The 26,540-nt window shown below is 73.0% G+C and carries 21 protein-coding genes, 2 pseudogenes and 1 riboswitch; of the genes and pseudogenes, 16 read left to right on the top strand and 7 right to left on the bottom strand.

From position 1 onward, the window contains the following. Window positions 1-62 precede the first annotated feature (62 nt). Both ACH4TL_RS10075 and ACH4TL_RS10070 read left to right on the top strand, forming a co-directional pair. A complete protein-coding gene (locus ACH4TL_RS10075; protein ID WP_398309105.1) occupies window positions 63-1,052 on the top strand; it encodes an ATP-binding cassette domain-containing protein in 990 nt (329 codons plus the stop codon). Further along, window positions 1,049-1,837 carry an ABC transporter permease gene (locus ACH4TL_RS10070; RefSeq protein ID WP_398309108.1) on the top strand — a complete coding sequence of 263 codons (789 nt, stop codon included), beginning with the start codon at window positions 1,049-1,051 and terminating at the stop codon, window positions 1,835-1,837. Before ACH4TL_RS10075 ends, ACH4TL_RS10070 begins: the two co-directional genes overlap by 4 nt. A gap of 39 nt (window positions 1,838-1,876) precedes the next feature. On the opposite strand, the gene ACH4TL_RS10065 is transcribed toward ACH4TL_RS10070, so the two are convergent. After that, entirely contained in the window at window positions 1,877-2,635 is a 759-nt protein-coding gene (locus ACH4TL_RS10065; RefSeq protein WP_398309111.1) for a transporter substrate-binding domain-containing protein, read from the bottom strand. 99 nt (window positions 2,636-2,734) lie between these two features. On the opposite strand from ACH4TL_RS10065, the pseudogene ACH4TL_RS10060 reads away from it, so the two are divergent. The 3 genes and pseudogenes from ACH4TL_RS10060 to ACH4TL_RS10050 all read left to right on the top strand — a co-directional run bounded on the left by ACH4TL_RS10060 (window position 2,735) and on the right by ACH4TL_RS10050 (window position 9,198). Further along, window positions 2,735-4,308: pseudogene (locus tag ACH4TL_RS10060) on the top strand (FMN-binding glutamate synthase family protein). A gap of 68 nt (window positions 4,309-4,376) precedes the next feature. Continuing rightward, a riboswitch (cobalamin riboswitch) is annotated at window positions 4,377-4,601 on the top strand. A gap of 165 nt (window positions 4,602-4,766) precedes the next feature. Then, window positions 4,767-7,085, top strand: a complete 2,319-nt coding sequence (gene metE / locus ACH4TL_RS10055) for a 5-methyltetrahydropteroyltriglutamate--homocysteine S-methyltransferase (RefSeq protein WP_398309114.1) — start codon at window positions 4,767-4,769, stop codon at window positions 7,083-7,085. Window positions 7,086-7,224: 139 nt separating this feature from the next. Beyond that, a complete protein-coding gene (locus ACH4TL_RS10050; RefSeq protein ID WP_398309117.1) occupies window positions 7,225-9,198 on the top strand; it encodes an APC family permease in 1,974 nt (657 codons plus the stop codon). Window positions 9,199-9,230: 32 nt separating this feature from the next. Here ACH4TL_RS10050 and ACH4TL_RS10045 read toward each other — a convergent pair whose 3' ends face one another. Beyond that, on the bottom strand, window positions 9,231-10,184 hold the full coding sequence (locus ACH4TL_RS10045) for an EamA family transporter (protein ID WP_398309120.1): 954 nt from the start codon (window positions 10,182-10,184) through the stop codon (window positions 9,231-9,233). Window positions 10,185-10,254: 70 nt separating this feature from the next. Between ACH4TL_RS10045 and ACH4TL_RS10040 the strand changes: the two genes are divergently transcribed. Next, window positions 10,255-11,130: a LysR family transcriptional regulator gene (locus tag ACH4TL_RS10040; RefSeq protein WP_398309123.1), complete on the top strand. Its 876-nt coding sequence runs from the start codon at window positions 10,255-10,257 to the stop codon at window positions 11,128-11,130. 125 nt (window positions 11,131-11,255) lie between these two features. Here the strand turns inward: ACH4TL_RS10040 and ACH4TL_RS10035 are convergent. Beyond that, window positions 11,256-11,519, bottom strand: a pseudogene (locus ACH4TL_RS10035) (APH(3'') family aminoglycoside O-phosphotransferase); the annotation flags it as partial. A 256-nt stretch (window positions 11,520-11,775) separates the two neighbouring features. On the opposite strand from ACH4TL_RS10035, the gene ACH4TL_RS10030 reads away from it, so the two are divergent. Further along, entirely contained in the window at window positions 11,776-12,408 is a 633-nt protein-coding gene (locus ACH4TL_RS10030; RefSeq protein ID WP_398309126.1) for a TetR/AcrR family transcriptional regulator, read from the top strand. Here ACH4TL_RS10030 and ACH4TL_RS10025 read toward each other — a convergent pair. Further along, window positions 12,399-13,880, bottom strand: coding sequence for an LVIVD repeat-containing protein (locus tag ACH4TL_RS10025; RefSeq protein ID WP_398309129.1), 1,482 nt, complete (start codon window positions 13,878-13,880; stop codon window positions 12,399-12,401). The genes ACH4TL_RS10030 and ACH4TL_RS10025 overlap by 10 nt on opposite strands. 89 nt (window positions 13,881-13,969) lie before the next feature. Between ACH4TL_RS10025 and ACH4TL_RS10020 the strand changes: the two genes are divergently transcribed. Together ACH4TL_RS10020 and ACH4TL_RS10015 are read left to right on the top strand one after the other, a co-directional pair. Beyond that, a complete protein-coding gene (locus ACH4TL_RS10020) occupies window positions 13,970-14,710 on the top strand; it encodes a DUF305 domain-containing protein (protein WP_398309132.1) in 741 nt (246 codons plus the stop codon). A 132-nt stretch (window positions 14,711-14,842) separates the two neighbouring features. Then, window positions 14,843-16,186, top strand: a complete 1,344-nt coding sequence (locus tag ACH4TL_RS10015; RefSeq protein WP_398309135.1) for an FAD-dependent oxidoreductase — start codon at window positions 14,843-14,845, stop codon at window positions 16,184-16,186. A gap of 24 nt (window positions 16,187-16,210) precedes the next feature. Here the strand turns inward: ACH4TL_RS10015 and ACH4TL_RS10010 are convergent, their stop codons facing one another. After that, entirely contained in the window at window positions 16,211-16,582 is a 372-nt protein-coding gene (locus ACH4TL_RS10010; protein WP_398309138.1) for an ArsR/SmtB family transcription factor, read from the bottom strand. Window positions 16,583-16,728: 146 nt separating this feature from the next. Here ACH4TL_RS10010 and ACH4TL_RS10005 point away from each other — a divergent pair, with 146 nt between their 5' ends. The 6 genes from ACH4TL_RS10005 (at window position 16,729) to ACH4TL_RS09980 (ending at window position 22,964) form a co-directional block, all read left to right on the top strand. Then, window positions 16,729-17,844: an NADH:flavin oxidoreductase/NADH oxidase gene (locus ACH4TL_RS10005; protein ID WP_398309141.1), complete on the top strand. Its 1,116-nt coding sequence runs from the start codon at window positions 16,729-16,731 to the stop codon at window positions 17,842-17,844. A 145-nt stretch (window positions 17,845-17,989) separates the two neighbouring features. After that, window positions 17,990-19,081, top strand: a complete 1,092-nt coding sequence (locus tag ACH4TL_RS10000; protein ID WP_398309144.1) for a WD40/YVTN/BNR-like repeat-containing protein — start codon at window positions 17,990-17,992, stop codon at window positions 19,079-19,081. Between the two features lie 58 nt (window positions 19,082-19,139). Then, window positions 19,140-19,817, top strand: a complete 678-nt coding sequence (locus ACH4TL_RS09995; RefSeq protein ID WP_398309147.1) for a uracil-DNA glycosylase — start codon at window positions 19,140-19,142, stop codon at window positions 19,815-19,817. A 39-nt stretch (window positions 19,818-19,856) separates the two neighbouring features. Further along, entirely contained in the window at window positions 19,857-20,702 is an 846-nt protein-coding gene (locus ACH4TL_RS09990) for a phospholipid scramblase-related protein (RefSeq protein WP_398309150.1), read from the top strand. A gap of 22 nt (window positions 20,703-20,724) precedes the next feature. Next, window positions 20,725-21,738: an N-acetylglucosamine kinase gene (locus ACH4TL_RS09985; protein WP_398311490.1), complete on the top strand. Its 1,014-nt coding sequence runs from the start codon at window positions 20,725-20,727 to the stop codon at window positions 21,736-21,738. Between the two features lie 224 nt (window positions 21,739-21,962). Further along, window positions 21,963-22,964 (top strand): hypothetical protein, encoded by a 1,002-nt coding sequence (locus ACH4TL_RS09980; RefSeq protein ID WP_398309152.1) that lies wholly within the window; start codon window positions 21,963-21,965, stop codon window positions 22,962-22,964. 121 nt (window positions 22,965-23,085) lie between these two features. On the opposite strand, the gene ACH4TL_RS09975 is transcribed toward ACH4TL_RS09980, so the two are convergent. Both ACH4TL_RS09975 and ACH4TL_RS09970 read right to left on the bottom strand, forming a co-directional pair. Continuing rightward, window positions 23,086-24,126 (bottom strand): lactonase family protein, encoded by a 1,041-nt coding sequence (locus ACH4TL_RS09975; RefSeq protein WP_398309155.1) that lies wholly within the window; start codon window positions 24,124-24,126, stop codon window positions 23,086-23,088. Window positions 24,127-24,236: 110 nt separating this feature from the next. Next, window positions 24,237-25,922, bottom strand: coding sequence for an FUSC family protein (locus ACH4TL_RS09970; protein ID WP_398309158.1), 1,686 nt, complete (start codon window positions 25,920-25,922; stop codon window positions 24,237-24,239). An 81-nt stretch (window positions 25,923-26,003) separates the two neighbouring features. Between ACH4TL_RS09970 and ACH4TL_RS09965 the strand changes: the two genes are divergently transcribed. Beyond that, a complete protein-coding gene (locus ACH4TL_RS09965; protein ID WP_398309161.1) occupies window positions 26,004-26,510 on the top strand; it encodes an Lrp/AsnC family transcriptional regulator in 507 nt (168 codons plus the stop codon). The last annotated feature ends 30 nt before the right edge of the window (window positions 26,511-26,540 follow it).

Raw genomic sequence — 26,540 nt, 5'->3', positions numbered from 1 at the left:
TCACCCCCTTCCCACCACCTTCTTCAGCCTTCTAGCGGGAGGGCTCCATGCCTTCATCTGTCATGCCCACATCCAATCGACGGCAGTCGCTCGCCGCCGTCTCCACCCTCGGTCTGCGCAAGTCGTACGGCGACAAGACCGTGCTCGACGGCATCGATCTGCGCATCCCGGCCGGGACGGTGTTCGCCCTGCTCGGGCCCAACGGCGCGGGCAAGACCACCACCGTGCAGATCCTCTCCACGCTCATCACCGCCGACGGCGGGCAGGCCCAGGTCGCGGGCCACGACATCGCCACGTCGCCGGACGGGGTGCGCGCCGCGATCGGGGTCACCGGGCAGTTCGCCGCGCTCGACGATCTGCTCACCGCCGAGGAGAACCTGCTCCTCATGGCCGACCTGCTGCGCCTCGGCAAGCGCGAAGGGCGGTCCCGCACCAAGGAACTGCTGGAGCGGTTCGACATCGCGGACGTCGCGGGCAACCGGGCCGCGACGTTCTCCGGCGGCATGCGGCGCAGGCTCGACCTCGCCATGACGCTGGTCGGCGACCCCCAGGTGATCTTCCTGGACGAGCCGACGACCGGGCTCGATCCGCGCAGCCGACGCACCATGTGGGACACGGTGCGCTCGCTGGTCGAGGGCGGCACCACCGTCTTCCTCACCACCCAGTACCTGGAGGAGGCCGACCAGCTGGCCGACCGGATCGCCGTGCTCGACGGCGGCCGGATCGTCGCCGAGGGCACGGCCGACGAGCTGAAGGCGCAGATCCCCGGGAGCCACGTACGGCTGCGGTTCACCGACCCGGCCGAGTACGAGCGCGCGGCCACCGCCTTCGCCGGTGCGACCCGGGACGACGAGAACCTCGCCCTGCGCGTGGCGGGCGACGGCGGCCTCGACGCGCTGCGCGCCCTGTTCGACCGGCTCGACGCGGCCGATGTCCGCGCCGCCGACTTCTCCGTGCACACCCCCGACCTCGACGACGTGTTCCTCGCCCTGACCGGCGACGGCAGCACCGCCACCAGCGCCCCGCTTCACGTCAAGGAGACCCTGCGATGAGCACCCTCGCGTACGCCGTGCACGACTCGAAGACGATGCTGCGGCGCAACCTGAAGCACGCGCTGCGCTATCCCGCCGTGTCCCTGGGCCCGGCCATGATGCCCGTCCTGATGCTGCTGCTGTTCGTGTACGCCTTCGGGGACTCGATCGGCGTCGGTCTCCCGGGCGGCGGCGGCCGGGACGCGTACCTGGAGTATCTGACGCCCGGTGTCATCATCATGGGCGTGGCCTCCGGAGCCATGTCGACCTCGATCGCGGTCTGCCAGGACATGACCGAGGGCATCATCAACCGCTTCCGGACCATGAACATCACCCGCTCGTCGTTCATGACGGGCCATGTGATCGGCAGCGTCATCACGACGGTGGTGAGCCTGGTCCTGGTGGTGGGCGTGGCGCTCGCGCTCGGCTTCCGTCCGGACGCGAACCCCCTGGAGTGGCTGGCGGCGGCCGGGCTGATCGCGGCCATCGCGTTCGCGGTGGCCTGGCTGTCGGCGGCGCTCGGCCTGCTCTCCAAGACGGTCGAGTCCGCGAGCAACAAGCCGCTGCTGATCCAGTTCCTGCCGTTCCTCGGCTCGGCCTTCGTACCCGCCGATTCGATGGCCCCGGGCCTGCGCTGGTTCGCCGAGAACCAGCCGTTCACCCCGATGACCGAGACGCTGCGCGGCCTGCTCACCGGCTCGGAGATCGGCGACAGCGGCTGGATCTCGCTCGCCTGGTGCGTCGGCATCACCGTGGTCGGCTACACCTGGTCGCGCCGGCTGTTCAGCACCGCCACCAAGCGCTGACGCGTTCACCCGGTCGGTGCCACGACGCCCCCGTCGCCGTCAGGCCGGGGGCGTCGTGGCCGCATCCCCGCTCCCCCGCACGGGTGCGGCCAGCTCCGGATCCTGCCCGGACCGGCTCAGCGCCCGGGCGACGAACCCGGACGCCGTCAGGTGCGCCACCGTCTCGCTCAGGAACCGCACGGTCTCCGGACGTCGTGTCCTCGTCGTCCCGACGGCCTGCCGGATGGTCATGAACGCGGGCTCGACCAGGCGCAGTTCGGGGTGTTCGGCGACGTGTGCGGTGAGTGGCTGCCGGATTCCCGCCGCGGCCTCCAGTCCCTCGGCGTGGAAGACGTCGACCCCCTCCGGGCCCCGGACCACGGTGGCGTGGCGCAGGGTGCGCGTCAGGTACAGGTCGTAGGCGGAGCCCTGCTTCACCCCGATGCGGACGCCAGGACGGTCCACGTCGTCCGGTGTCCGCAGCGCGGACCCGGCCGGGACGGCGTACGTCCCCTCGATGTGCACGTACGGGGCGGTGAACGCGATCTCCGCCTCACGGGCCGGTTCGACGGCGAGGAAGCACAGGTCGGCGCGGCCGGTGGCCATGGCCTCGTACGACTTGCGGGCCGCGTCGAAGCAGCGGAACTCCACGGACAGGCCGAGGCGCCGGGCCAGCTCCCCGGCCAGCTCGACGGTGACCCCGCGCGGCGCGTCCGGGGTGCCCTGGGCGAGGACGGGGTTACCGAGGTTGACGGAGGCGCGGAGCGCTCCGGCGGGGGCGAGGTCGCGGGCGAGCGCGGTGAGGTCGGTTGTGTCCATGGGCCGAGTCTAGGAAGACCAGGCAGCGTGGCGGGGCCTTGAAGATCTCTTGACCGCGCGGCCGGGCATGGCGGACGGACACCGGGCAACCTGCGGAGGATGACACGCGTCGGAATCGTCGTCCTGATGGTGGCCGCCGCCCTGGCGTCGGGCGTGGCCGCGGTGGGGATCTCGCCCTGGTGGCCGCCGTACCGCTCGCCCTGCTGGGGCTGCTGGGGACCCGGGACCTGCTGCAACGCCGCCACTCGGTGCTGCGCAACTATCCCGTCCTGGGCCACGCCCGCTTCCTGCTGGAGGCGATCCGGCCCGAGCTCCAGCAGTACTTCATCGAGCGCAACTTCGACGGGCGGCCCTTCGACCGGGACGTCCGCAGCATCGTCTACGAGCGGGCGAAGGGCACCGACGCCGAGGAGCCGTTCGGCACCGAGCGGGATGTGTACCAGCCCGGGTACGAGTTCCTGGTGCCGTCGATGGCTCCGTGCCCGGTGCCGGAAACGGTGCCGAGGGTGCGCGTCGGCGGGCCCGACTGCGGCCGCCCGTACGACATGGCGCTGCTGAACGTGTCGGCGATGAGCTTCGGCTCGCTCTCGGCGAACGCGATCCTCGCCCTCAACGGGGGTGCGGCGGCCAGGGGTTTCGCCCACGACACCGGTGAGGGCGGGCTGTCGGAGTACCACCTGCGGCCGGGCGGCGACCTGGTCTGGGAGATCGGCACCGGATACTTCGGCTGCCGCACCCGGGACGGCGGCTTCGATCCGGTTGAGTTCGCCGACAAGGCCGCGTACGACCAGGTGAAGTGCGTGTCGCTCAAGCTCTCGCAGGGCGCCAAGCCGGGCATCGGCGGGGTCCTGCCGGGAGCCAAGGTCAACGCCGAGATCGCGCGGGTGCGGGAGGTGCCGGAGGGGCGTACGGTCATCTCGCCCCCGTACCACCGGGTGTTCTCCACGCCGCGCGAACTGGTCCGCTTCCTGGCCCGGATGAGGGAGCTGTCCGGCGGCAAACCGTCCGGCTTCAAGCTCTGTGTGGGCTCGCGGCGGCAGTTCCTCGCCGTGTGCAAGGCCATGCGGGAGGAGGGCACGGCCCCCGATTTCATCGTGGTGGACGGGGCCGAGGGCGGCACCGGGGCCGCGCCACTGGAGTTCGCCGACCACCTCGGCGCGCCGCTCACCGAGGGGCTGCTCACCGTGCACAACGCGCTGGTCGGCGCGGGGCTGCGGGACCGGGTCAAGGTCGGCGCGAGCGGCAAGATAGCCACCGGTACCGACCTGGTCAAACGCATGGTGCAGGGCGCGGATTACGGCAACGCGGCGCGGGCCATGATGTTCGCCGTGGGCTGTATCCAGGCCCAGCGGTGCCACACCAACACCTGCCCCACCGGCGTCACCACCCAGGACCCCCGGCGGGCCCGCGCCCTCGACGTCGGCGACAAGACGCCCCGGGTGCGGCGTCTGCAAGAGGCGACGGTGGCGAGCGCGCTCCAGATCATGGCGTCCATGGGGGTCACCGAACCCGCGCAGCTGCGCCCGCACATGCTGCGGCGGCGTACCGACCCCGTCACGCACAGGTCCTACGAGGAGCTGTACGAGTGGCTTGCGCCCGGGCAGTTGCTCGCCGAGGCGCCCGCGTCCTGGGCGGCCGACTGGAAGGCCGCCGACCCCGACCGCTGGGACTGACCACCGGGTGTCCCAACTCACCATCCGAATGCCGGGCCGGGGCTCGGCACACCGCCGGACGGCGCCGTAGTCTTGCCGGTGCAGCTGGTTCGCCCCGTCCGCCAGGCGGGAGGCGTCGCAAGAGGGAACCCGGTGGGAATCCGGGACTGCCCCGCAGCGGTGAACGGGAACGACCGCCGTCATACGCACTGGACCCGGGGAAACGGGTCTGGGAAGCGACGGCCACTAGGTGTCCTCTTCTTCGGAGGACGCGCCCGTGAGTCCGAAGACCTGCCACCTGCCCGCGTGCGGACGACTCGTACGCGGACATCCCGGTGACCTCGAGGGCGGGTCGGCGTACATACCCGAAACGGACGACCGCGCTGTGCCGCGCGAGACCGTACCGCCGGGTTCGTCACCCTTCGCGCTCTCGTCCCGTTGCCGGGATCTCAGGGATTCATCTCGCGAAGGAGATCTCCGTGACCGACAAGCCCGCAGCCGCGGCAGCACGGGCCACCGTGTACGGCTACCCCCGCCAGGGCCCGGACCGGGAACTGAAGAAGGCGATCGAGGGCTACTGGAAGGGCCGCGTCACCGCCGACGCCCTCCGTGCCACCGCCGCCGACCTGCGCCGGTCCAACTGGCAGCAGCTGGCCGGGGCCGGTGTCGACGAGGTCCCCACGGGTGACTTCTCGGCGTACGACCACGTCCTGGACACCACCGTGATGGTCGGCGCGATCCCCGGGCGCCACCGGGCCGCCGTCGCCGCCGATCCGCTCGACGGATACTTCGCGATGGCGCGCGGGACGCAGGACATCGCGCCGCTGGAGATGACCAAGTGGTTCGACACCAACTACCACTACCTGGTCCCGGAGCTGGGCCCGGACACCGTCTTCACCGCCGACTCCGCCAAGCAGGTCGGCGAGCTCAGGGAGGCGCGGGCCCTCGGGCTCACCGCCCGGCCGGTCCTGGTCGGCCCGGTCACCTATCTGCTGCTCGCCAAGCCCGCGCCCGGGGTGGCCGCCGACTTCGAGCCGCTGACGCTGCTCGACCGGCTGCTGCCGGTGTACGCCGAGGTCCTGGCCGACCTGCGCGCGGCCGGGGCGGAGTGGGTGCAGCTGGACGAGCCCGCCCTCGTCCAGGACCGCACCCCGGCCGAGCTGAACACCGCCGCCCGCGCCTACCGCGACCTCGGCGCCCTCACCGACCGGCCCAAGCTGCTGATCGCCTCGTACTTCGACCGGCTCGGCGACGCCCTGCCGGTGCTGGCCAAGGCGCCGGTCGAGGGGCTTGCCCTGGACTTCACCGAGGCCGCCGCCACCCAGCTGGACGCGCTCGCCGCCGTCGGCGGGCTGCCCGGCAAGCGGCTGGTCGCCGGTGTGGTCAACGGCCGCAACGTCTGGGTCAACGACCTGGGGAAGTCCCTGTCCACCCTCGGCACCCTGCTCGGGCTCGCCGACCGGGTCGACGTCTCGGCCTCCTGCTCCCTGCTCCACGTCCCGCTCGACGCGGCGGCCGAGCGGGACATCGATCCGCAGATCCTGCGCTGGCTGGCCTTCGCCGAGCAGAAGACCACCGAGATCGTCACCCTCGCCAAGGGCCTGGCCCAGGGCACCGGCGCGATCACCGCGGAACTCGCCGCCAACCGGGCCGCCCTCGCCTCCCGTGCGAACTCCGCCCTCACCCGCGACCCGGCCGTCCGCGCCCGCACCGGCGCGGTCACCGGGGCCGACGCCCGCCGCTCCCGGCCCTACGCCGAACGGGCCGGGGCGCAGCGCGCCCACCTGGGCCTGCCGCTGCTGCCGACCACCACCATCGGCTCCTTCCCGCAGACCGGCGAGCTGCGTGCCGCCCGCGCCGGCCTGCGTACCGGGCGGATCGACACGGCCGGGTACGAGGAGCGCGTCAAGGCCGAGATCCAGGAGGTGATCGCCTTCCAGGAGAAGGCCGGTCTGGACGTCCTGGTGCACGGCGAGGCCGAGCGCAACGACATGGTGCAGTACTTCGCCGAACAGCTCAGCGGCTACCTCGCCACCCAGCACGGCTGGGTGCAGTCCTACGGCACCCGCTACGTCCGCCCGCCGATCCTGGCCGGTGACGTCTCGCGCCCCGAACCGATGACGGTGCGCTGGACGACGTACGCCCAGTCCCTCACCGACCGGCCGGTCAAGGGCATGCTCACCGGTCCCGTCACCATGCTGGCCTGGTCCTTCGTCCGCGACGACCAGCCGCTCGGGGACACCGCGCGCCAGGTCGCCCTCGCCCTGCGCGACGAGGTGGCGGATCTGGAGGCCGCCGGGACCTCGGTCATCCAGGTCGACGAGCCCGCGCTGCGCGAGACGCTGCCGCTGCGGGCCGCCGACCGGGCGGCGTACCTGGCGTGGGCGACGGAGTCGTTCCGGCTGTCCACGGCGGGCGTCCGCCCGGCCACCCAGATCCACACCCACATGTGCTACGCCGAGTTCGGCGACATCGTGCGGGCCATCGACGACCTCGACGCGGACGTCATCAGCCTGGAGGCCGCCCGCTCCCATATGCAGGTGGCCCGGGAGCTGGCCGCGCACGGCTATCCGCGCGAGGCCGGGCCCGGCGTGTACGACATCCACTCCCCGCGCGTACCGAGCCCACAGGAGGCGGCCGAGCTGCTGCGCACCGGGCTGAAGGCGATCCCCGCCGAGCGGCTGTGGGTCAACCCGGACTGCGGGCTGAAGACCCGTGGCTGGCCGGAGACCCGCGCCTCGCTGGAGCACCTGGTGGCCGCGGCCCGTACGGTGCGCGGGGAGCTGCCCGCGTCCTGACGCCACGGGAGGGGGCCGCGGCGCCCCGGCCCCCTCCCCCGTCCCGCTGTGGAGTCCGGCGCGGGTCATGCTTACCCTGATTCGGCCGTTTGTTCCCGAACGGCCCGTTCGTCGAGCGCTATGTGATCAGGAGTACGCGATGGCCACCTCCACCGACGTGGAGTCCCGCCCGGAGGCGGCCCAGAAGGGGGGCCGTCTCCGCAGCTGGCTGCTGGAGGGGCTGTCCGACATGGCCAAGCAGCAGCCAGGGCCGCACGCCCAGGTCCCCGAGGGGCACCGGGGGCAGCGGTGGTGGCGGGTGATGTGCCTCACCGGCGTGGACTACTTCTCCACGCTCGGCTACCAGCCCGGCATCGCCGCCCTCGCCGCCGGGTTGCTGTCCCCCATCGCGACCCTCGTCCTGGTGGCCGTGACGCTGGCCGGGGCGCTGCCGGTGTACCGGCGGGTGGCCGAGGAGAGCCCGCACGGCGAGGGGTCGATCGCGATGCTGGAGCGGTTGCTGTCGTTCTGGCAGGGCAAGCTGTTCGTCCTGACGCTGCTGGGGTTCGCGGCCACCGACTTCCTGATCACCATCACCCTCTCGGCCGCCGACGCCACGACCCACCTGGTGGAGAACCCGCACTTCACCAACGTGCTCCACGGCCATGAGGTGGCCATCACGATGGGCCTGGTCGCCCTGCTGGGAGCGGTCTTCCTCAAGGGCTTCATGGAGGCCATCGGCGTGGCGGTGGTGCTCGTGGGCGGCTACCTGGCGCTCAACGCGGTCGTGGTGATCGTCGGGCTGTGGCATGTGGCCACCGCGTCCCATGTGGTCACCGACTGGTCGCAGGCGCTGACCGCGCAGCACAGCAATCCGCTGATCATGGTCGGTCTGGCGCTGGTGGTGTTCCCCAAGCTCGCGCTCGGCCTGTCCGGCTTCGAGACCGGTGTGGCCGTCATGCCCCATGTGGACGGCGGCCCCGGCGACACCGAGGAGCGGCCGGCCGGGCGGATCCGGGGCACCAAGAAGCTGCTCACCACCGCCGCCGTGATCATGAGCGTCTTCCTGATCACCTCCAGCTTCATCACCACCCTGCTGATCCCGCAGAACGAGTTCGAGCCGGGCGGCAAGGCCAACGGCCGCGCCCTGGCCTATCTCGCCCACGACTACCTGGGCTCGGTCTTCGGCAGCGTCTACGACGCCGCGACCATCGGCATCCTGTGGTTCGCCGGGGCCTCGGCCATGGCCGGACTGCTCAACCTCATGCCCCGCTATCTGCCCCGCTACGGCATGGCGCCGCACTGGGCCCGCGCGGTGCGCCCCATGGTGCTGGTCTTCACCCTGATCGCCTTCCTGGTCACCTGGATCTTCGACGCCGACGTGGACGCCCAGGGCGGCGCGTACGCCACCGGGGTGCTGGTCCTGATGACCTCCGCCGCCGTCGCGGTCACCATCGCCGCCCGCCGCGCCGGGCAGCGCGGCTGGACCGTCGGCTTCGGCGTGATCTCCGTGGTCTTCCTCTACACCACGGCCGTCAACGTCGCGGAACGCCCCGACGGCGTGAAGATCGGCGCCTGCTTCATCGCGGGCATCATCGCCGTATCGCTGCTGTCCCGGCTCGCCCGCGCCTTCGAGCTGCGCGTCACCGACATGGACCTGGACGACATGGCCGAACGCTTCGTCCGCGACGCCGCCACCCGCCGCATACGGTTCATCGCCAACGAGCCGGACCACCGGGACGCGGCCGAGTACCGCGACAAGACCCAGCAGATCCGGGCCGACAACGACATCCCCACCGAAGAGGACCTGATCTTCGTCGAGGTCACCGTCCGCGACCCGTCCGACTTCGAGAGCGCGGTACGGGTACGGGGCGAGGTGCTGCACGGCCGCTACCGCGTCCTGACCCTCGACGGCTCCAGCATCCCCAACTCCCTGGCCGCGCTGCTGCTGCACGTACGGGACGTGACCAAGTGCAGCCCGCACATCTACTTCGAGTGGACCGAGGGCAGCCCGTTCGCCCAGTTCCTGCGCTTCTTCCTGTTCGGCCAGGGCGAGGTCGCGCCCGTCACCCGGGAAGTGCTCCGCGAGGCCGAACCCGACCGGGCCCGCCGGCCGCACGTCCACGTCGGCTGAGCGACGGCCTCGCCCCGGCCCGCCGGCGCGGGTCAGCGGGTGCGGGTGCCCATGCGGACCGCGCCCGCACTCGCCGCGACGACCATCGCGATCGCGGCGCACTGGGTCAGCGACATGCCCTGGTCCAGCACCAGATAGCCCGCCGCAGCGGCGAGGGCCGGGGCCAGGCTCGTCAGGACCGCGAAGGTCGCCGCCGGCAGGCGTCGCAGGGCGAGCAGTTCGAGGGTGTAGGGCAGGCCGGAGCTCATCACCGCGATCGCCAGGCCCAGGCCGAGCGACTCCGGTTCCAGCAGGGCGCTGCCCGATGCCCCGATGCCCAGCGGCAGGCTGATCAGCGCGGCGACGGACATCGCGATCGCCAGACCGTCCAGCCGCGGGAAGCGGGCGCCCGCGCGGGCGTTGAGGACGATGTACGCCGCCCACATCACCCCGGCGCTGAGCGCGAAGGCCACGCCCGAGGCGTTGAGCTGGTCGAAGCCGCCCCGGCCCAGCAGATAGACCCCGGCCAGGGCGAGCCCGGCCCACAGCAGGCTGGCGGCGCGGCGTGAGGCGACGACCGACAGCAGCAACGGGCCGAGCACTTCGATGGTGACCGTCACTCCGAGGGGAATGCGGTCGATGGCCTGGTAGAAGAGGATGTTCATCCCGCCGAGCGCCAGGCCGAACCCGCTGCCCACCGCCCAGTCGGCGCGGGTGTAACCGCGCAGCCGGGGCCGGGTGATGACCAGCAGCAGCACCGCGGCGATCGTGATCCGCAGCGCGACCGTGCCGAGCGCCCCGGCCCGGGGGAACAGCAGCGCGGCGACGGCCGACCCGAACTGCACGGACACCGACCCGGCCAGTACGAGGCCGACGCCGCCGAGCGTGCCGCGGCCGGGGGCGTGGCGCAGGATTACGGGGGCGGTGGTCGACGCGGAAGCGGAAGACGCGGCCGTGGAAGACGCTGGAGCGGAAGACGCGGAGGAGCCGCGCGCCGAGGATGTCATGACCACCACGCTAAGAACCCGGCCCATGCCGTGTGAAATGCGCGGTTGCCTGTGGTTATGCTTCTGGGACATGACCATCGAGCTGCGGCATCTGCGCGCCTTCCTCGCCATCGCCGAGGAGGGCAACGTCACGCGTGCCGCCGCCCGTCTCCATCTGAGCCAGCCCGCGCTGTCCCGGACGCTGCGCCAGATCGAGGATCACTTCGGCGCCCGCCTCGTCGACCGCTCCACGCACCATCTGGAGCTGACCGCGGAGGGCCGGATGTTCCGCGACAAGGCCCTCGCCGCCCTGTCCGCCGTCGACACCGCTCTCGACCCCCGGGGCCTGCGCAGCTGGCCACTGCGGCTGGGCCACCCCTGGGCGGCGCTCGGCGACCACACCGTCCCGTTGCTGCGCCGCTGGGACGAGACCCACCCCGGCACTCCGCTGGAGCTGCTGCGCATCGACGACCGCACGGCGGGCCTCACCCAGGGGAAGGTCGACGCGGCGCTGCTGCGGGGCGAGGTCACCGCGGCCGGGCTCCGCACGGAGTTGCTGACGTGGGAGGAGCGGTTGGTGGTCATGCCCGCTGACAGCCCGCTGGCGGCGCTCCCCCGGATCACCCTGGCGGACCTGGCCACCCATCCGATCGCCCTCAACACCGTGTCCGGCAACACGACGATGGATCTGTGGCCGCCACCGGCCCGCCCCGTCGCGACCATCGAGGTGACCAACACCGACGAATGGCTCATCGCCATCGCCGCGGGCCGCGCGGTGGGAGTCTCGACGTCGGCCACCCCGAGCCATCACGCGCTGCCGTCGCTGGTCTTCCGCCCGCTCGTGGGCGCCCCTGCCGTGCCCGTCGTCCTCGCGTGGCGCGAGGGTCTTGGCCACCCGGCCATCCCGAACCTGGTGGCCCTCGCCCACCAGGTCATCGCGGCCGGTGGGGCCGGGCGCGACGGCTGATCGGCACCGGCTCAGCCCCAGGTGAGGGGGTCGAGATGCAGATAGAACCGCTCCCGGTCACGGTCGAGGACGGTGCCGTAGCGGCGGGCGAAGGTCTCGTCCGCCTCGGCCGACCGCCGGTCGTCGGCCCAGGTCTCCCGGGCGGCACCGGCGGCGTCGACGCGCCAGTCGAGGACGCGCGGTCCGGGCACGCCCTGCGTGCGGAGCCAGTCGGTACGGTCCCGCTCCGCCTCCAGGGAGGCCACGTGGCCCGCCGGGACGCACTTCGCGTAGCGCGACCGGTCGGCGGACCGGAAGACACCGGCCGCCGACTCGCCTTCCGCGACGGGCTCCCACTCGCCGCCGTCACGCAAGCGTGTCCGGAACGCGGCCGTCGACGTCACCGCCATCTCACCGGGGTTCGCACGAGCGGGCAGGCCACCCGTACACGGGTGCGGGGCTGATGCGTCGTCATGGGCCCATCCTGCCAGCCGCCGGCCCGTCGCTCCGGCGAGCTGACGTCCGTACGGAAAGGACACCGCCGGTTCGGACGATCCCCCGCGTCGCCCGAACCGGCGGAGGTAACAAGCCATCCTCAGCGATCGACGGACAGCATCCTGCCGCCTGAGTATGTTGGCTTGCAGCCAGCCAACGCAGGAGTACAGCATGTCCCCCCGCAGCCCGTCGGTCAATGAGGAGTTGCGCCGCCGGTCCCAGGCCCGTCTGTTACAGGCGACGGTGGAACTGGTCGACGAGCGCGGCTACGAGGCGACCACGCTCGCCGATATCGCCGACCGGGCCGGGGCGGCCCGCGGCCTGGTCTCGTACTACTTCCCGGGCAAGCGGCAGCTGCTCCAGACCGCCGTGCACCGGCTGATGCACACGGAGCTGGCCAGGGCGCTGGAGCGCGAGCCGCGTCCGGAGGGCGAGGGCGCGGGGCGGGAGCTGCTGGCGCGCGCGATCGACGCGATCCTGGGCCTCGCCCGGGAGCATCCGCGGCTGATGCGTACGCACATGGCGGGGATCCTCACCGCCGAGGGGTTCATCCAGTGCCCGGAGCAGCAGTTGCTGGCCGCGCTGCTGCGCGAGACGGTGACCCGCTACGGCTCCCGGGACCCCGAGGCCGACTACCGGCTGCTGCGCGCGCTGCTGATGGGCGCGGTGGTCGCGGTGCTGCTGCCGGGGGCGCCGATGGAGCCGGAGCGGCTGCGGGCGGAGCTGTTCCAGCGCTATGGGCTGGACTGGGAGCTTGGTGTCCCGCCGGGCGGGGAGTCGCCCGGCGGGGACCGTCAGCGGTAGTCCGGCTGCGTCTGTACGTTCAGCTCGCGCAGCCGCACCGACCGAGCGCTGTCGGTGCGCCGGTCGTCGATCTTCAGGACGTCGAAGCCCTTGGTGATGTCGTTCGAGTAGATGTAGCCGTTGTAGTAGTACGCGGACCAGGAGCCGCCAGTGACCAGCTGGTCGGCCGAGATCGGGCCGCGTTCGAAGTAGCCGATCTCCTTGGGGCGGTCGGAGTCGGTGAAGTCCCAGACGGATACGCCGCCCTGATACCACGCCTGGACCATGATGTCACGGCCCTTGGCCGGGATCAGCGAGCCGTTGTGGGCGACGCAGTTCTCGGTGTCGGCCTGGTGGCGCGGGATCTTGTAGTAGCTACGGAACACCAACTTCCGCTTGTTGCCCTTGCCGACGATGTCGTAGATGCCGTCGGCGCCGCGCGTCGGGCCGGTCGCCTCGTTGCAGGTCGCGGCAGTGCCGCCGCCCAGCTCATCGGTGAACACGACCTTGTTGCCGCGCTCGTTGAAGGTCGCCGAGTGCCAGAAGGCGAAGTTGACGTTGTCCTCGACCCGGTCGATGACCCGTGGCTTCGCGGGATTCGCGATGTCCAGGAGGATGCCGTCGCCCATGCACGCGCCCGCCGCCAGCTTCAGCTCGGGGAACGTGGTCAGGTCATGGCAGCCGGTGGTCTGGCTGACGCCCGGGTTGGCCGGGGCGCCGGGGTTGCCGCCGTCCGGGAAGAGGACGGGGAAGTCGACGACCGCGGCCTTCTCGGGCGCGTCGCGGGGCACCTTGATGACGGAGATGCCGTCGTGCGGGGGCTTGCAGTCCGGGAAGGTCTCGCTGGGCGCGTACGAGGAGACGTACACGTACACGTTCCTGCGGTCGGGCGCCAGGGTGTGGGTGTGCGAACCGCACGAGGTCTCGACGGCGGCGACGTACCGCGGGTTGCTCTTGTCGCTGATGTCGAAGACCTTCATGCCCTCCCACGAGGACTTCTCGGTGGCGGGCTGCGTGGTGCTGTTGCAGGAGTTGTCGCTGCGCGAGGAGTCGGTGGAGAGGAAGAGCAGGTTCCCCGAGACGGAGACGTCGTTCTGCGCACCGGGGCAGAGCACCTGGCTGACGATCTTCGGGCGCGCGGGGCGGCTGACGTCGTAGATGACGAAGCCGTCGTAGTTGCCGGCGAAGGCGTACCGGCCCTGGAATGCCAGGTCCGAATTGGTTCCCTTGAGGTCCTGCTTGGGGATGTTGGTGAGGTGACTGACGTTGTCGCTGTGAACGATCTCGTCCACCCCGGGGATGTCGCCGTTCTCGATGGCGGCCCTGGTGTCGGATGCCTGATCCTTCGTCACCCGCTCGCTGTGCGGCGCGTCACCGGGGTCCGGTGTCGCGGCCGCGGGGCCCGCCGCCAGCAACGAGGCCACCAGGCCGAAGGCGGCGACGGCCGCACCGAGGTATCCGCGCCGCTGCGGGGATCTTTCCCACGGCTTCACTGCGTCCTCCCTTAGGTCCCTTGTGCCGCTCGGAGTTGAGCGGGTCGTGGACGTGGGCAGTATCGCGCCTCCCATGTACACCACAACAGATGGCACCATCCTCGTCGGACATAACTCAACAGGCCCAGGAGGCAACGGTGTTGCACCGGCGTACGAGGCTCCACTCCGCATCGCTCACGCTCGTGGCGGTCACCGCCGCCGCGGCGCTCGCCCTCACCGGCTGCGAGGGGGACGGTGAGCGGGCGGACACCGGGAAGGGGCCGCAGGACGGAAAGCCCTCGGTGATCGCCCCGGGGAAGCCGGGCGAGGCCGCGAAGAAGCTGTCCGCCGAGGAGGCGGCGAAGGCGGGCGACGACGACTCCCCCAACGCCGCCGACCGCGCTTACATCGGCATGATGATCGAGCACCACCGGCAGGCCCTGGTCATGACCGCCCTCACCCCCGACCGCGCGAGATCGGCCAAGGTGAGACGGATCGCCGAGCGCATCGCGGCGGCACAGGAGCCGGAGATCGAAGCGATGCGGGGCTGGCAGCAGACCACCGGCGGCCCGGCGACCGGCGAGCACCACCACGGCGGGCAGGGCGGCGGGACCGGGACGGCGGACATGCCCGGCATGGCCACGGCCGAACAGCTGAAGGCGCTGCGCGCCGCCAAGGGCGCCGCCTTCGACGCGCTCTTCCTCAAGCTGATGATCGCCCACCACCGGGGCGCGGTCTCCATGGCCACGGATGTGCTCGCCCGGGGCAACAACGTGCGGGTGGAGGAGATGGCCACCGATGTGATCGCCCAGCAGAGCAGCGAGATCCACCGGATGCGGAAGCTGGCGTGAGCGACGCCCCTCGGCGGCACGCCTGAGCGGGGCTCGCATGCGGCTTGCGTCCCCCGGCGCCCGGCGCGTGGTGCCGTACGCCGCCGCCCGCCGGGTGCGATGCTGGAGACAGCCTGCGGAAGGAGCTCCTCCGTGCTTCGCGTCGCCGTCGTGGGATCCGGGCCGAGCGGCGTTTACGCTGCCCAGGCGCTCGTCCAGCAGCAGGCCCTACCCGAGGTGTCGGTGCATGTGCTGGACCGGCTGCCCTGCCCGTACGGGCTCGTGCGATACGGCGTCGCCCCCGACCACGAAAAGATCAAGTCGCTCCAGAACACCCTGCGCGCGGTCCTGGAGCACCCTCGGGTCAGCTTCCTGGGCAATGTGCACGTGGGCCCCCCGCCGCTGGTGCCGCACCGGCTGCTCGGGCTCTACCACGCGGTGGTCTACTGCGTGGGCGCGGCGACCGACCGACGGCTCGGCGTGCCGGGCGAGGAGCTGCCCGGCAGCTTCTCGGCCACCGAGTTCGTCTCCTGGTACAGCGCCCATCCGGACGCCCCCGGCGACGCCTTCGCGCTCGGCGCGCGCTCCGCCGTGGTCGTCGGGGTCGGCAATGTCGCGCTGGACGTGGCGCGCATCCTGGCCCGCGGTGCGGAAGAGCTGCGGCCCACCGACGTCCCCCATCTCGCGCTGGGCGCGCTCGCCGACAGCCGGGTCGCCGATGTGCATGTGGTGGGGCGCCGCGGCCCGTCGCAGGCGAAGTTCACCACCAAGGAGCTGCGCGAGCTGGGCTCGCTGACCGGCGCCGATGTGCTCGTCGCGCCCGAGGAGCTGGCGCTGGACCCGGCGTACGGCGACCCGTCGGGGCTGCCCGCGGCCAACCGGCGCAATGTCGAGGTGCTGCGCGACTGGGCGCGGCGTGCGCCGATGGGCCGTCCGCGCCGCATCCATCTGCGGTTCTTCCTGCGGCCAGCGGCGCTGCTCGGCGAGGGCGCGGTGCGCGCCGTACGGTTCGAGCGGACCGCGCCGGACGGGCGGGGCGGGGTGGCGGGCACGGGCGTGTTCGAAGACATCGAGGCGCAGTTGGTGCTGCGGTCGGTGGGCTACCGGGGCGTACCGCTGCCGGGGCTGCCGTTCGACGAGGGGCGCGGCACCGTGCCGAACGCGGCGGGCCGGGTGCTGCGCGACGGGGTGCCCGCGCCCGGCGAGTACGTGGCGGGGTGGATCAAGCGCGGCCCGACCGGGGTGATCGGCACCAACCGGCCGTGCGCCAAGGAGACGGTCGCCTCGCTGCTCGCCGACGCCGACGTCCTGGCGGCGCGGCCAGTGGCGGAGGACCCCCTCGCGGCGCTGCGCGCGGCGGGTGTGGAGCCGGTCGAGTGGACCGGCTGGCTGCGGATCGAGGCGGCGGAGGCGACGCTCGGGGAGGCGCTGGGGCGTACGCGGGTGAAGATCCCGGACTGGACGGAGCTGCTGGGCGCGGCCCGCGGCGAGGAGTGAACCCGCGCATACGGCACATGCGGCTCAGCCGTGGCCGCCCGTCCGGTCGTCCTGGAGGGCGACGGCGGCCAGGACGCTGTCGAGCAGCCCGGGGAAGAGCGCGTCCAGGTCCGCGCGGCGCAGGGCGTTCATCTTGGCGGTGCCGCGGTAGATCTGCTGGATGACGCCGCATTCGCGCAGCACCCGGAAGTGGTGGGTGGTGGTCGACTTGCTGACGGGCAGGTCGAACACCGAACAGGACAGGTCGCAGCTCTCCTCGGCCAGGGTCCGCACGACCCGCAGCCGCATGGGGTCGGACAGCGCGTGCAGCACGTCCTCCAGCCGGATCTCCTCGCGCCGCGGGTGCTCCAGCGAACGGCCCGTCCCCGGCGGCTGAGGTGTGGTCTGCGTCTGCACGACTGCTGCTCCTCGGTCGCTTCGTCACGGGCCCTACATTGTACGAAGATTCTCGTAGTTTGACATCCGTCGTAGTTTGACATCTGCCGTAGTACGGCGTCTATCGTACAAGGCAACCTGGAGGAGACCACGAGACGGAGCCTGCCGTGAGCACCCTTTTCACGCCCCTTTCCCTGCGGTCGCTGACCATCCCGAACCGGATCTGGATGGCGCCGATGTGCCAGTACTCCGCCGAGGTCTCCGGACCGGACACGGGGGCGCCCGGTCCCTGGCACTACTCCCACTACACCTCGCGGGCCACCGGCGGTGCCGGGCTGATCCTGATCGAGGCGACCGCGGTCAGCCCCGAGGGCCGGATCTCCCCGGCGGATCTGGGGATCTGGAACGACACCCAGGTCGAGGCGTTCCGTCCGATCACCGCGTTCCTCAAGGAGCGCGGCACGACGCCGGGCATCCAGATCGGCCATGCCGGGCGCAAGGCGTCGACCGACCGGCCGTGGCGGGGCGGCGCGCCGCTCGGGACGGACGAGGAGGGCTGGCGGCCGGTGCTCGGGCCCAGCCCGGTGCCGTTCGCCACCGGGCACCCGGTCCCGGACGAGCTGACCACCGCGCAGATCGACGAGATCGTCGGACAGTTCGCTGACGCGGCGCGGCGCGCGCTGGCTGCGGGCTTCGAGGTCATCGAGATCCACGGCGCCCACGGCTATCTGATCGGCGAGTTCCTCTCCCCGTACAGCAACCACCGCACCGACGAGTACGGCGGCTCCTATCGGAACCGGACGCGCTTCGCGCTCCGGGTCGTGGAGGCGGTGCGCGCTGTGTGGCCGGACGAGCTGCCGCTGCTCTTCCGCGTCTCCGCCACCGACTGGCTCACCGAGACCCGCCGGGACCGGAACGCGGACGCCGGCGAGCGCGACGGCTGGACGGTCGACGAGACCGTACGGCTCGCCGCTGATCTGCGGGACCGCGGCGTGGATCTGCTGGACGTCTCCAGCGGCGGCAACGCGACGGGGGTCCCGATCCCGTCGGGCCCGGGCTATCAGGTGCCGTTCGCGGCGCGCGTCCGGGCCGAGACCGGGCTGCCCGTCGCCGCGGTCGGGCTGATCACCGAACCGGAGCAGGCCGAGAAGATCGTGGCGACCGAGGAGGCGGACGCGGTGCTGCTCGGCCGCGAGTTGCTGCGCGACCCGTACTGGCCGCGGCGCGCCGCGCGCGAGCTGGGCGCGGACGTGCCGGTCCCGGCCCCGTACGCACGAGCCTGAGACACCCGCGCCGACCTGCGGGAAGACGCCTCCACGGGCCGATGTCGGTGGTGGGGTGCAGACTCTGTGATGCCGGACACATCCTTCGTCACTCTTCTTCACCCCCTCACCTCTCCTCATCCACGCCCCAAGGAGTGAGTCCGTCATGGACGATGTTCTGCTCGCCGTCGGTACCCGCAAGGGTCTCTTCCTCGGCCGCCGCCGCTCCGGCCCGGACTGGGACTTCACCGGGCCGCACTTCCCCATGCAGGCGGTGTACTCCGTCGGCATCGACACCCGCCGCTCCGGGCGCCCCCGGCTGCTGGCCGGGGCGGAAAGCTCCCACTGGGGCCCGTCGGTCTTCCGCTCCGACGACCTCGGGGAGAGCTGGCACGAGCCCGCCCGGCCCGCGGTGCGGTTCCCGGAAGGCACCGACACCTCGCTGGAGCGGGTGTGGCAGCTGCACCCGGCGGGGCCCGCCGCGCCCGACGTGGTGTACGCGGGCACCCAGCCGGGCGCGCTGTTCCGCTCCGAGGACGGCGGGGAGACGTTCGACTTCGTGCGGAGCCTGTGGGACCACCCGCAGCGGCCCGAGTGGGGCGCGGGGTTCGGCGGCCAGGCGGTGCACACGGTGGTCACCGACCCGCGGGACGCCGACGCGGTGACGGTGGCGGTCTCGTCGGGCGGGGTGTACCGGTCGGTGGACGGCGGGGCGAGCTGGGCGCCGTCGAACAGCGGGCTCAAGGCGGAGTTCCTGCCTGATCAGTACCCCGAGTTCGGCCAGTGCGTCCACAAGATCGCGCAGGACGCGGCCGACCCCGACCGGCTGTATCTCCAGAACCACGGCGGGGTGTACCGCAGCGACGACCGCGGGGCGCACTGGTCGGAGATCGGCCAGGAGCTGCCCGCCGACTTCGGGTTCGCGGTCGCCGCCCATCCGCGGCGCGGCGGGGTCGCCTATCTCTTCCCGGTGTCCGACGGCTCGGACCGTTATCCGCCGGACTACCGCTGCCGGGTCTACCGCACCCAGGACGCGGGCGCGTCCTGGGAGGAGCGGTCCGCCGGGCTGCCGGGCGAGCCGCACTACGGGGTGGTGCTGCGGGACGCGCTGCGCACGGACGACGCGGACCCGGTCGGGGTGTACTTCGGCAATCGCAACGGGGAGGTGTACGCGAGCGCGGACGAGGGCGAGAGCTGGCAGCGGATCGCCCACTATCTTCCCGATGTGCTCTGTGTGCGAGCGGCGGTGATCGGATGAGGCCGTGACCGGCCGGGACAGCACGCGGCGACGCGCTGAGCCACTAGAGTGACGCGGTGTGGCTGCACGACCGTTGAACGAAATTGTGGAACCGGGCTGGGCCAAGGCACTTGAGCCGGTGGAAGAGCGCATCGCGTCGATGGGTGACTTCCTGCGGGCCGAGATCGCGGCGGGCCGCACCTATCTGCCCTCCGGACCGAATGTGCTGCGCGCCTTCCAGCAGCCCTTCGACGAGGTGAAGGTCCTCATCGTGGGCCAGGATCCGTATCCGACGCCCGGTCACGCGGTGGGGCTGAGCTTCTCGGTGGCGCCGGAGGTGCGGCCGCTGCCCGGCAGCCTGGAGAACATCTACCGCGAGCTGCACACCGACCTCGGACTGCCGCGCCCGTCCAACGGCGATCTCACGCCCTGGACGCGGCAGGGCGTACTGCTGCTCAACAAGGCGCTCACCACGGCGCCGCGCCGCCCAGCGGCCCATCGCGGCAAGGGCTGGGAGGAGGTCACCGAGCAGGCCATCCGGGCGCTCGCCGCGCGCGGCCGTCCGCTGGTGTCCATCCTCTGGGGCCGCGACGCGCGCAACGTACGGCCGCTGCTCGGGCCGCTTCCCTCGGTCGAGTCAGCGCACCCCTCCCCCATGTCCGCCGACCGGGGCTTCTTCGGTTCGCGCCCGTTCAGCCGGGCCAACGAGCTGCTGGCGCAGCAGGGCGCGCAACCCGTCGACTGGCGCCTTCCCTGAGCCCTTCTTTCCAGGTGGGCGAGGGGTAGTCTGCCCGCCATGACGACACCTCCGAACACCCCTGCGGGCTGGTACGCCGACCCGCAGGGCACCCCCACCCAGCTGCGCTGGTGGGACGGTGCCCGCTGGACCGAGCACACCCATCCCGGGCAGCAGCCGAGCCAGCCGGGGCAGCAGCCGGGCCAGTTCCCGCCGCAGCAGGCCGCCCCGCCGCACCCCCAGCCGGCCAAGGTCCAGCACCAGGTGCAGCAGCAGGCCCATGTCGCGCCGACCGCGGGCGGCGGAGGCTCGCTGTTCACCGAGCCGGTGCTGGTGGTGAACCAGAAGGCCAAGCTGATCGAGCTGACCAACGAGTACAGCGTCTTCGACCAGCACGGCCAGACCATCGGTTCGGTGGTCCAGGTCGGTCAGAGCACGATCAAGAAGGTCGCGCGGTTCGTCTCCAGCCTCGACCAGTTCATGACGCACAAGCTGGAGATCCGGGACGCGGTCGGGCAGCCGCATCTGGTGCTCACCCGCCCCGCCAAGTTCATCAAGTCCAAGGTGCTGGTGGAGCGCCCGGACGGGCAGCCGGTCGGCGAGATCGTCCAGCAGAACGCCATCGGCAAGATCAACTTCGGGATACAGGTCAACGGCCAGCAGATCGGCGCCATCAAGGCGGAGAACTGGCGCGCCTGGAACTTCGCCATCGTCGACCACACCGACACCGAGGTCGCCCGGATCACCAAGACCTGGGAAGGTCTGGCGAAGACCATGTTCACGACGGCGGACAACTATGTCCTCCAGATCCACCGTCAGCTTCCCGACCCGCTGCTGAGCCTCGTGGTGGCCACCGCCCTGACCGTGGACACCGCGCTCAAGCAGGACGCGCGCGGGTTCGGCTGAGCCGGTGGACGATGCGACACATGTGCTCGGCATCGACTCGGGCGGATCGGGCGTACGGGTGGCCGTGGCGCGCGCCGGAGACCGGCTCGGCGGCGCCGCTGAGACGCCGCTGACCTGGTCCTCGGCCACCCCCGCCGCGGTCGGCGACCGGGGCATCGACGCGGCCGGACTGCTGGAGCGGGTGCTGCCCGCCGCCCATGAGCTGCTGCACCGGGCCGGGGCACCGCGCCCGGCGGCCGTCTGCGTGGGCGCCGCCGGGATGGCCTCGCTCGGCGACGATCTGCGGGCGACGCTGCCGGGCGCGCTCGCGCAGGAGTTCGGGGTGCGCCGCCTCGCGCTCGCGGCGGACGCGGTGACCGGCTACGCGGGTGCGCTCGGCCAGCGGCCCGGAGCGGTGGTCGCGGCGGGCACGGGCCTGATCGCGCTGGGCGCGGTGCCGGTGCCGGTGGATTCGGCCGGGGGCACGGAGGGTGACCGTACGCCCGGGTGGCGGCGGGCCGACGGCTGGGGGCATCTACTGGGCGACTGCGGCGGCGGGGCGTGGATCGGCCGGGCCGGTCTGGAGGCCGCGATGCGCGCGTACGACGGCCGCGAGGGCGGCTCACGGCCGCTGCTGGACCGGCTGGAAGCGGTCTTCGGCCCGCCCGCCGAGCTGCCGGGGCGGCTGTATCCACGGCCCGACCGGCCCGCCGTACTGGCCTCCTTCGCGCCCGAGGTCGGCCGGTGCGCCGCCGGGGGCGATCCGGTCGCGGAGGCGGTCCTGCGGGACGCCGCCCGTCATATCGCCCAGGCCGCGGAGGCGGTCTGCCCCCGGCCGGAGCCCGGTGAGATCGCGCTGACCGGCGGTCTCTTCCGCATGGGCGCGCCCCTGCTGGTGCCCCTGCGTGCCGAGTTGACCGCGCGGCTGCCGGGCGTCCCGGTCACCGAGGCCGCCGGGGACCCGCTGGACGGCGCGCTGCGCATCGCGGCGGCGCTCGCCGCCGGAGAGCTGCGGCTGCCGCTGGACGCGCGGCTGCTGAGCGTCCTCACGGCGTGACGCACGCGGCATCCGGCCCATGACGCGTTTCGTGACACACGACGGCCAACGGCCGATAGCCGGGACGGGGGTTCCGGATGACGGACACCCTATCGGCTGTGCGAGCAGCTCCGTTCGCCCACCGCACAGCATCGAACAGTGAGGCTCGGCAAAAGGGGACAGAAAACACCCAGTCGCCCCCCTCCCGAACAGCCAACCCTATAGAGCGACTAACATGCGGCGCCATGAGCTCCCCCACAGGGCCCGCGTCCGGCCTGCCAGTACGAATGCCGCGTCCCCGCCAGTCCGGACGGCACCGCCGCCCGGAGCCCGCGGCCGCACCCGTGGGCGCACCGCCGCTGGTGCTGGCCGTTCCGGGGACGCCCGAACCCGCCACCCGGGGCTTGGCCGAGGAGATCGTGAGCATCGCCCGCTCCGAGCTGCCCGGCCTCGACGCCCAGGTCGGCTATGTGGACGTGGACGGCGAGAACGAGGAGTTCCCGCAGCTGGAGGCCGTGCTCGCGCGGGCCGCCCAGGACCGCACCGAACGGCTGCGCCAGGCGCGGGAGGCCGCCAAGGCCACCGCCGCCGCCACCGCGGAGGCGATCGCCGCGGCCGAGGCCGCGGGCGAGGAGATCCCGGAGATGCCTCCGCCGCCCCCCGTCCCGACCGACGGCCCGTCGGCCGTGGTGGTCCCGCTGCTCGCGGGACCCGACAACGCGCTGCTGCGCCGGATACGCCAGGCCGTCGTGCACAGCGGCTCCGCCGCCGAACTGACCGACGTCCTCGGCCCGCACCCGCTGCTCGCAGAGGGGCTGCACGTCCGGCTGTCGGAGGCGGGCCTCGCCCGCGCCGACCGGGCCCGTCTCTTCACGGTGGCGACCGCCGCGGACGGCATCATCCTGGCCACAGTGGGCGGCGGTGAGGCGGCCGACGCCGGTGGGATCACCGGCATGCTGCTCTCCGCGCGGCTCGCCGTGCCGGTGATGGCCGCCGCGCTGGACGAGGACGGTGCCGTGGTCCGCGTCGCCGAGCAGCTGCGCTCCGCCGGTTCGGCCCGGCTCGCGCTCGCGCCGTACCTCATCGGCCCGGAGGTGGCCTCCGGGCTGACCAAGGCGGCCGCCGAGGAGGCGGGCTGCGCCGCGGCCGAGGCGCTGGGCGCGTACCCGGCCGTGGGCAAGCTGGTGCTGGCGAAGTACGCGGCGGCGCTGGGCATCACGCTCCCGGCGTCCTCGGGGGTGCGCTGAATCGTCCCTCCGGCCGGAGGTACACGTCCGGCGGAGGTGTACGTACCGGTGGAGGTGTCCGTGATGCGCGGGGCGTGCCGCCCCGCGCACGGCGCGTTCCCCGGGGCCGGTCGCCCGGCCGTCAGCCGAAGATCACGCAGGACGCGGCCGGTGCCGCGATCGCACCGCCGCGGCTCGGTACCCCGGTGGTGGGGTCGAGGTCGAACCAGGTGACCTCGCCCGAGCGTTCGTTCGCGACGTAGAGACGGCCGCCCGGAGGGTCGAGGACCAGGTCACGCGGCCAGTGGCCGCCGCAGGGCGTGGTGGTGACCAGCTCCATGCGGTCGCCCGGGGTATCGAGCGCGAGCGTCGCGACGCTGTCGTGGCCGCGGTTCGCGACCCAGACGAAGCGGCCGTCGCGGGAGACCGCCGCCTCGGAGGGGAAGGTGGCGGTATCGGTGCCGGGCGGGACGACGCGGGTCTCGCCGAGCGGTTCGAGGGTGCCGGACGCCGCGTCCCAGCGGCACACCGTGACCGTCGGATCCAGCTCGTTGACGACGTACGCGCGGTCGCCGCGCGGATGGAACGCGAGATGGCGCGGTCCGCTCCCGGCCCGCAGCCGGACCTTCCGGTGCGCCCGCGGCCCGGCGGGCTCGTACACGAACACCGCGTCGGCGCCGAGGTCGACACTCAGCAGCCAGCCGCCGGACGGATCGGGCAGCACCTGATGGGCGTGCGGCCCGCTCTGCCGCTCCCGGTTCGGGCCGCTGCCCTCGTGCCGCAGCACCGCCGTCGGCTCGCCGAGCCCGCCGTCGTCGCCGACCGGCAGCGAGCTGACGCTGCCGGAGCCGTAGTTGGCGGTGAGCAGATGCCCGGCGGCGAGCGCGAGATGGGTGGGCGCCGCGCCGTGGACGGGCACGGGTCCTTCCAGGAGGGTGAGCGGGCGGTCGCGCTCCCCGGTCCGGAAGGCGGCGGCCGCGCCGTCGTCCGTCTCGCTCACCGCGTAGAGGACGTCGCCGCCGGGTGAGAGCGCGAGATACGAGGGGTTGGCGACCTCGTCCGTGGCGTACCGCGGGGTCAGCGCGCCCGTGGCGGGGTCGACGTCCGCCGCGGTGACCCCGGCCCCGCCCGCCGCGGTGAACGACCCGATGTACGCCCTGTACGCCCGCTTCTCCGTGCTCACCGTGCTGCCTCTCCAGCAGTCTGCCTGTCCAGCGGTTCCGCTGGCGCCGACGCTAACAGCCCGGCCCTGACCAGGACTCTGGAATGAGCGATTCCGCGCGTGACGCGCCGTCAGCGCGCCCCGGTCGGGGTAACCGCGGCCGAGTCGCGCAGCGGGTCCACGAGGCCCGCCAGGGCGGCCTCCAGCTCGTGCAGATGGGCCAGGGCCCGCTCCGTGGCCGGGTGGTGCGGCAGCGGCCCGGCAGCGGGCGCGGGGGCGGCGGAGGGCGGGGTGACGGGGACGGTCAGACGGCCCACCGCCGCCTCGACGCGCGCGCACGCCGCGGTCAGCCGGGCGTCGTGGGACGCCGCCGGGTCGGCCGCGAGCGCGGCCAGGCCGCGCGCCTGGCGGGCGCAGTCGTCGAGCGCCAGCATGACCTGCCGGGCCCGGGCCCGGCGGGCGCGCAGCGGGCTCAGCGGGTGCAGCAGCGGCGCGATCGACATCCGCAGCGCCCCCAGCGCCGACTCCAGCTCGGCGACGTGCCGCACCGGGTCCGCGCCCTGATCGCCCGCGAGCCGCCGCGCGGCGTCGGCGGCGCAGTGCCGTACGGAGTCCAGGGCACGCCGGATCCACGCGTCCGTCGCGGCGTGGGTGGTCACCGGGAGCACGAGCGCCACGGCCAGGGCCGCCCCGGCCGCACCGATGGCGGTCTGCTCCAGGCGCAGCGCGAGCAGCCCCGGGTGCAGCACGCCGAGCAGGCCGTACAGCAGCCCGGCCATCAGCGTCACGAAGAACACCATCCAGCTGTACGACAGCGGCGCGGTGTAGAAGATCCCGAAGACGCACGCGGCGACGAGGACGGCGGTGGGCGCCGGGGCCCCGTGCAGCGGTACGGCGACGGCGAGCCCGGCCGCGATGCCGCTGACGGTGCCGACGACCCGGCGGAAGCCGCGTACCAGCGTCTCGCCGCGCGAGGCGGTGTTGACGAAGATCCACCAAGCGGTGCCGACGGCCCAGTACCACCGCTCGCCGGACAGGGCCTGGCCGAGGGCGAGCGCGAACGCACAGGCCGCGGCCGCCTGGAAAGCCTGCCGGGTGGCGGGCCGACCCAGCCCCCGCCCGCCGGGCGGCGCGGGCGCGGCGGCGGGCGGCCCTGCGTCCCGCCGCTCGACGCGCCACAGGCCGAACCGTACGAGCGCGGCGACCGCCACGCCCATCGGCACCGCGACCACCAGCACGGGCAGCTCCCGCCATCCCGCCTCCAGGAACTGCGCCGCGAAGAACATCATGAACGCGAAGATGCCGAGCGCGTTGCCGCGCGGCCCCCAGCGCCGGGCCGCGACCCCGCAGAAGACCACCGTGAGGAAGGCGGCGTCGCGCCCGAGCGGAACCCGGTGCAGTACGGCGGCCAGCGCCAGCACCGGGAGGCCGACGGCCGGGAGCAGCGCGGTGGTGACGGCCTGCCGCCGGGGCGTCGGGTCCGCCACCGTGAAGAGCGCGAGGAGCGCCGCGAGTCCGCTCACGACCGCGGCGTCAAGCGGCAGCCCGGCCCATGCCACCGCGGCGACCGCCGAGCCGACGCCGAGCACGGCCCGCGCCGCGATCCGCAGCCGCCGCAAGCCCGGGTCCCCGGCCGCCGCGACCGTCCTCGCGCCCAGCTTCCCCACCGTCCGAAACGCCCGCAGCACCGCCGTGACCTGTCCCTTTCCCGTCCGGGCATGACAAAGGCGCTGCGGGGACCCGGATGCGGCTTCCTTGCCGTCCGGCGCAGCCCAGCGCAACGCCAACTGCCCCCAAGAGAAGCACTCCGCCGCCATCGGCTCAAGCGATCTCCGTATCTCTGGGCCATTGGTACAGTCGCCGGACGGAGAGGCCGACCACGAGGGAGCCGATGGCCCATGCCCGCATCGGTGGGCGGCGCGGTGGACGCGCTCGACGCGAAGATCCTGCGGCTGCTGCTGGAGCAGCCGCGCACCAGCGTGCGCGAGTACGCCCGGCTGCTGGGCGTCGCCCGCGGCACCGTGCAGGCGCGGCTGGACCGGCTGGAGCGGGCGGGCGTGATCACCGGCTACGGGCCGTCCCTCTCCCCCGCCGCCCTCGGCCATCCGGTGCTGGCGTTCGTGCACATCGAGGTCACCCAGGGGCATCTGGACGACGTGGGCGACGCGCTGGCCGCCGTCCCGGAGATCATCGAGGTGTTCTCGACCACGGGCGCGGGTGATCTCCTGACCCGGGCCGTGGCGCGGGACAACGAGCATCTGGAGGACGTCGTACAGCGGCTGATCCGGCTGCCGGGGGTGCTCCGCACCCGCACCGAGATGGTGCTCAGGGAGCGGGTGCGGCACCGGATGCTGCCGCTGGTCGACGCCGTGGGCCAGACCGCCGGGACCCGAAGGCGGGCCTGATCACGTCGTTGGCTTGCTGCCCCCTACCGT

It is taken from the genome of Streptomyces sp. NPDC021115 (genome assembly GCF_044333065.1).
In the GTDB taxonomy this organism is placed as follows: domain Bacteria; phylum Actinomycetota; class Actinomycetes; order Streptomycetales; family Streptomycetaceae; genus Streptomyces.
Note: the sequence above shows the minus strand (reverse complement) of the source record. Positions and strands in the feature narration are given on the sequence as shown.

Bases quoted from the DNA above. Each gene is read 5' to 3' on its own strand.
- ACH4TL_RS10050 (WP_398309117.1), top strand. From the start codon at position 7,225: ATGGCCACCTCCACCGACGTGGAGTCCCGCCCGGAGGCGGCCCAGAAG.
- ACH4TL_RS10040 (WP_398309123.1), top strand. From the start codon at position 10,255: ATGACCATCGAGCTGCGGCATCTGCGCGCCTTCCTCGCCATCGCCGAG.
- ACH4TL_RS09970 (WP_398309158.1), bottom strand. From the start codon at position 25,922: ATGGCGGCGGAGTGCTTCTCTTGGGGGCAGTTGGCGTTGCGCTGGGCT.
- ACH4TL_RS10070 (WP_398309108.1), top strand. From the start codon at position 1,049: ATGAGCACCCTCGCGTACGCCGTGCACGACTCGAAGACGATGCTGCGG.
- ACH4TL_RS10030 (WP_398309126.1), top strand. From the start codon at position 11,776: ATGTCCCCCCGCAGCCCGTCGGTCAATGAGGAGTTGCGCCGCCGGTCC.
- ACH4TL_RS10075 (WP_398309105.1), top strand. From the start codon at position 63: ATGCCCACATCCAATCGACGGCAGTCGCTCGCCGCCGTCTCCACCCTC.
- ACH4TL_RS10065 (WP_398309111.1), bottom strand. From the start codon at position 2,635: ATGGACACAACCGACCTCACCGCGCTCGCCCGCGACCTCGCCCCCGCC.
- ACH4TL_RS10020 (WP_398309132.1), top strand. From the start codon at position 13,970: ATGGCACCATCCTCGTCGGACATAACTCAACAGGCCCAGGAGGCAACG.
- ACH4TL_RS09965 (WP_398309161.1), top strand. From the start codon at position 26,004: ATGCCCGCATCGGTGGGCGGCGCGGTGGACGCGCTCGACGCGAAGATC.
- ACH4TL_RS10045 (WP_398309120.1), bottom strand. From the start codon at position 10,184: ATGACATCCTCGGCGCGCGGCTCCTCCGCGTCTTCCGCTCCAGCGTCT.
- ACH4TL_RS09980 (WP_398309152.1), top strand. From the start codon at position 21,963: ATGAGCTCCCCCACAGGGCCCGCGTCCGGCCTGCCAGTACGAATGCCG.
- ACH4TL_RS10000 (WP_398309144.1), top strand. From the start codon at position 17,990: ATGGACGATGTTCTGCTCGCCGTCGGTACCCGCAAGGGTCTCTTCCTC.
- ACH4TL_RS09990 (WP_398309150.1), top strand. From the start codon at position 19,857: ATGACGACACCTCCGAACACCCCTGCGGGCTGGTACGCCGACCCGCAG.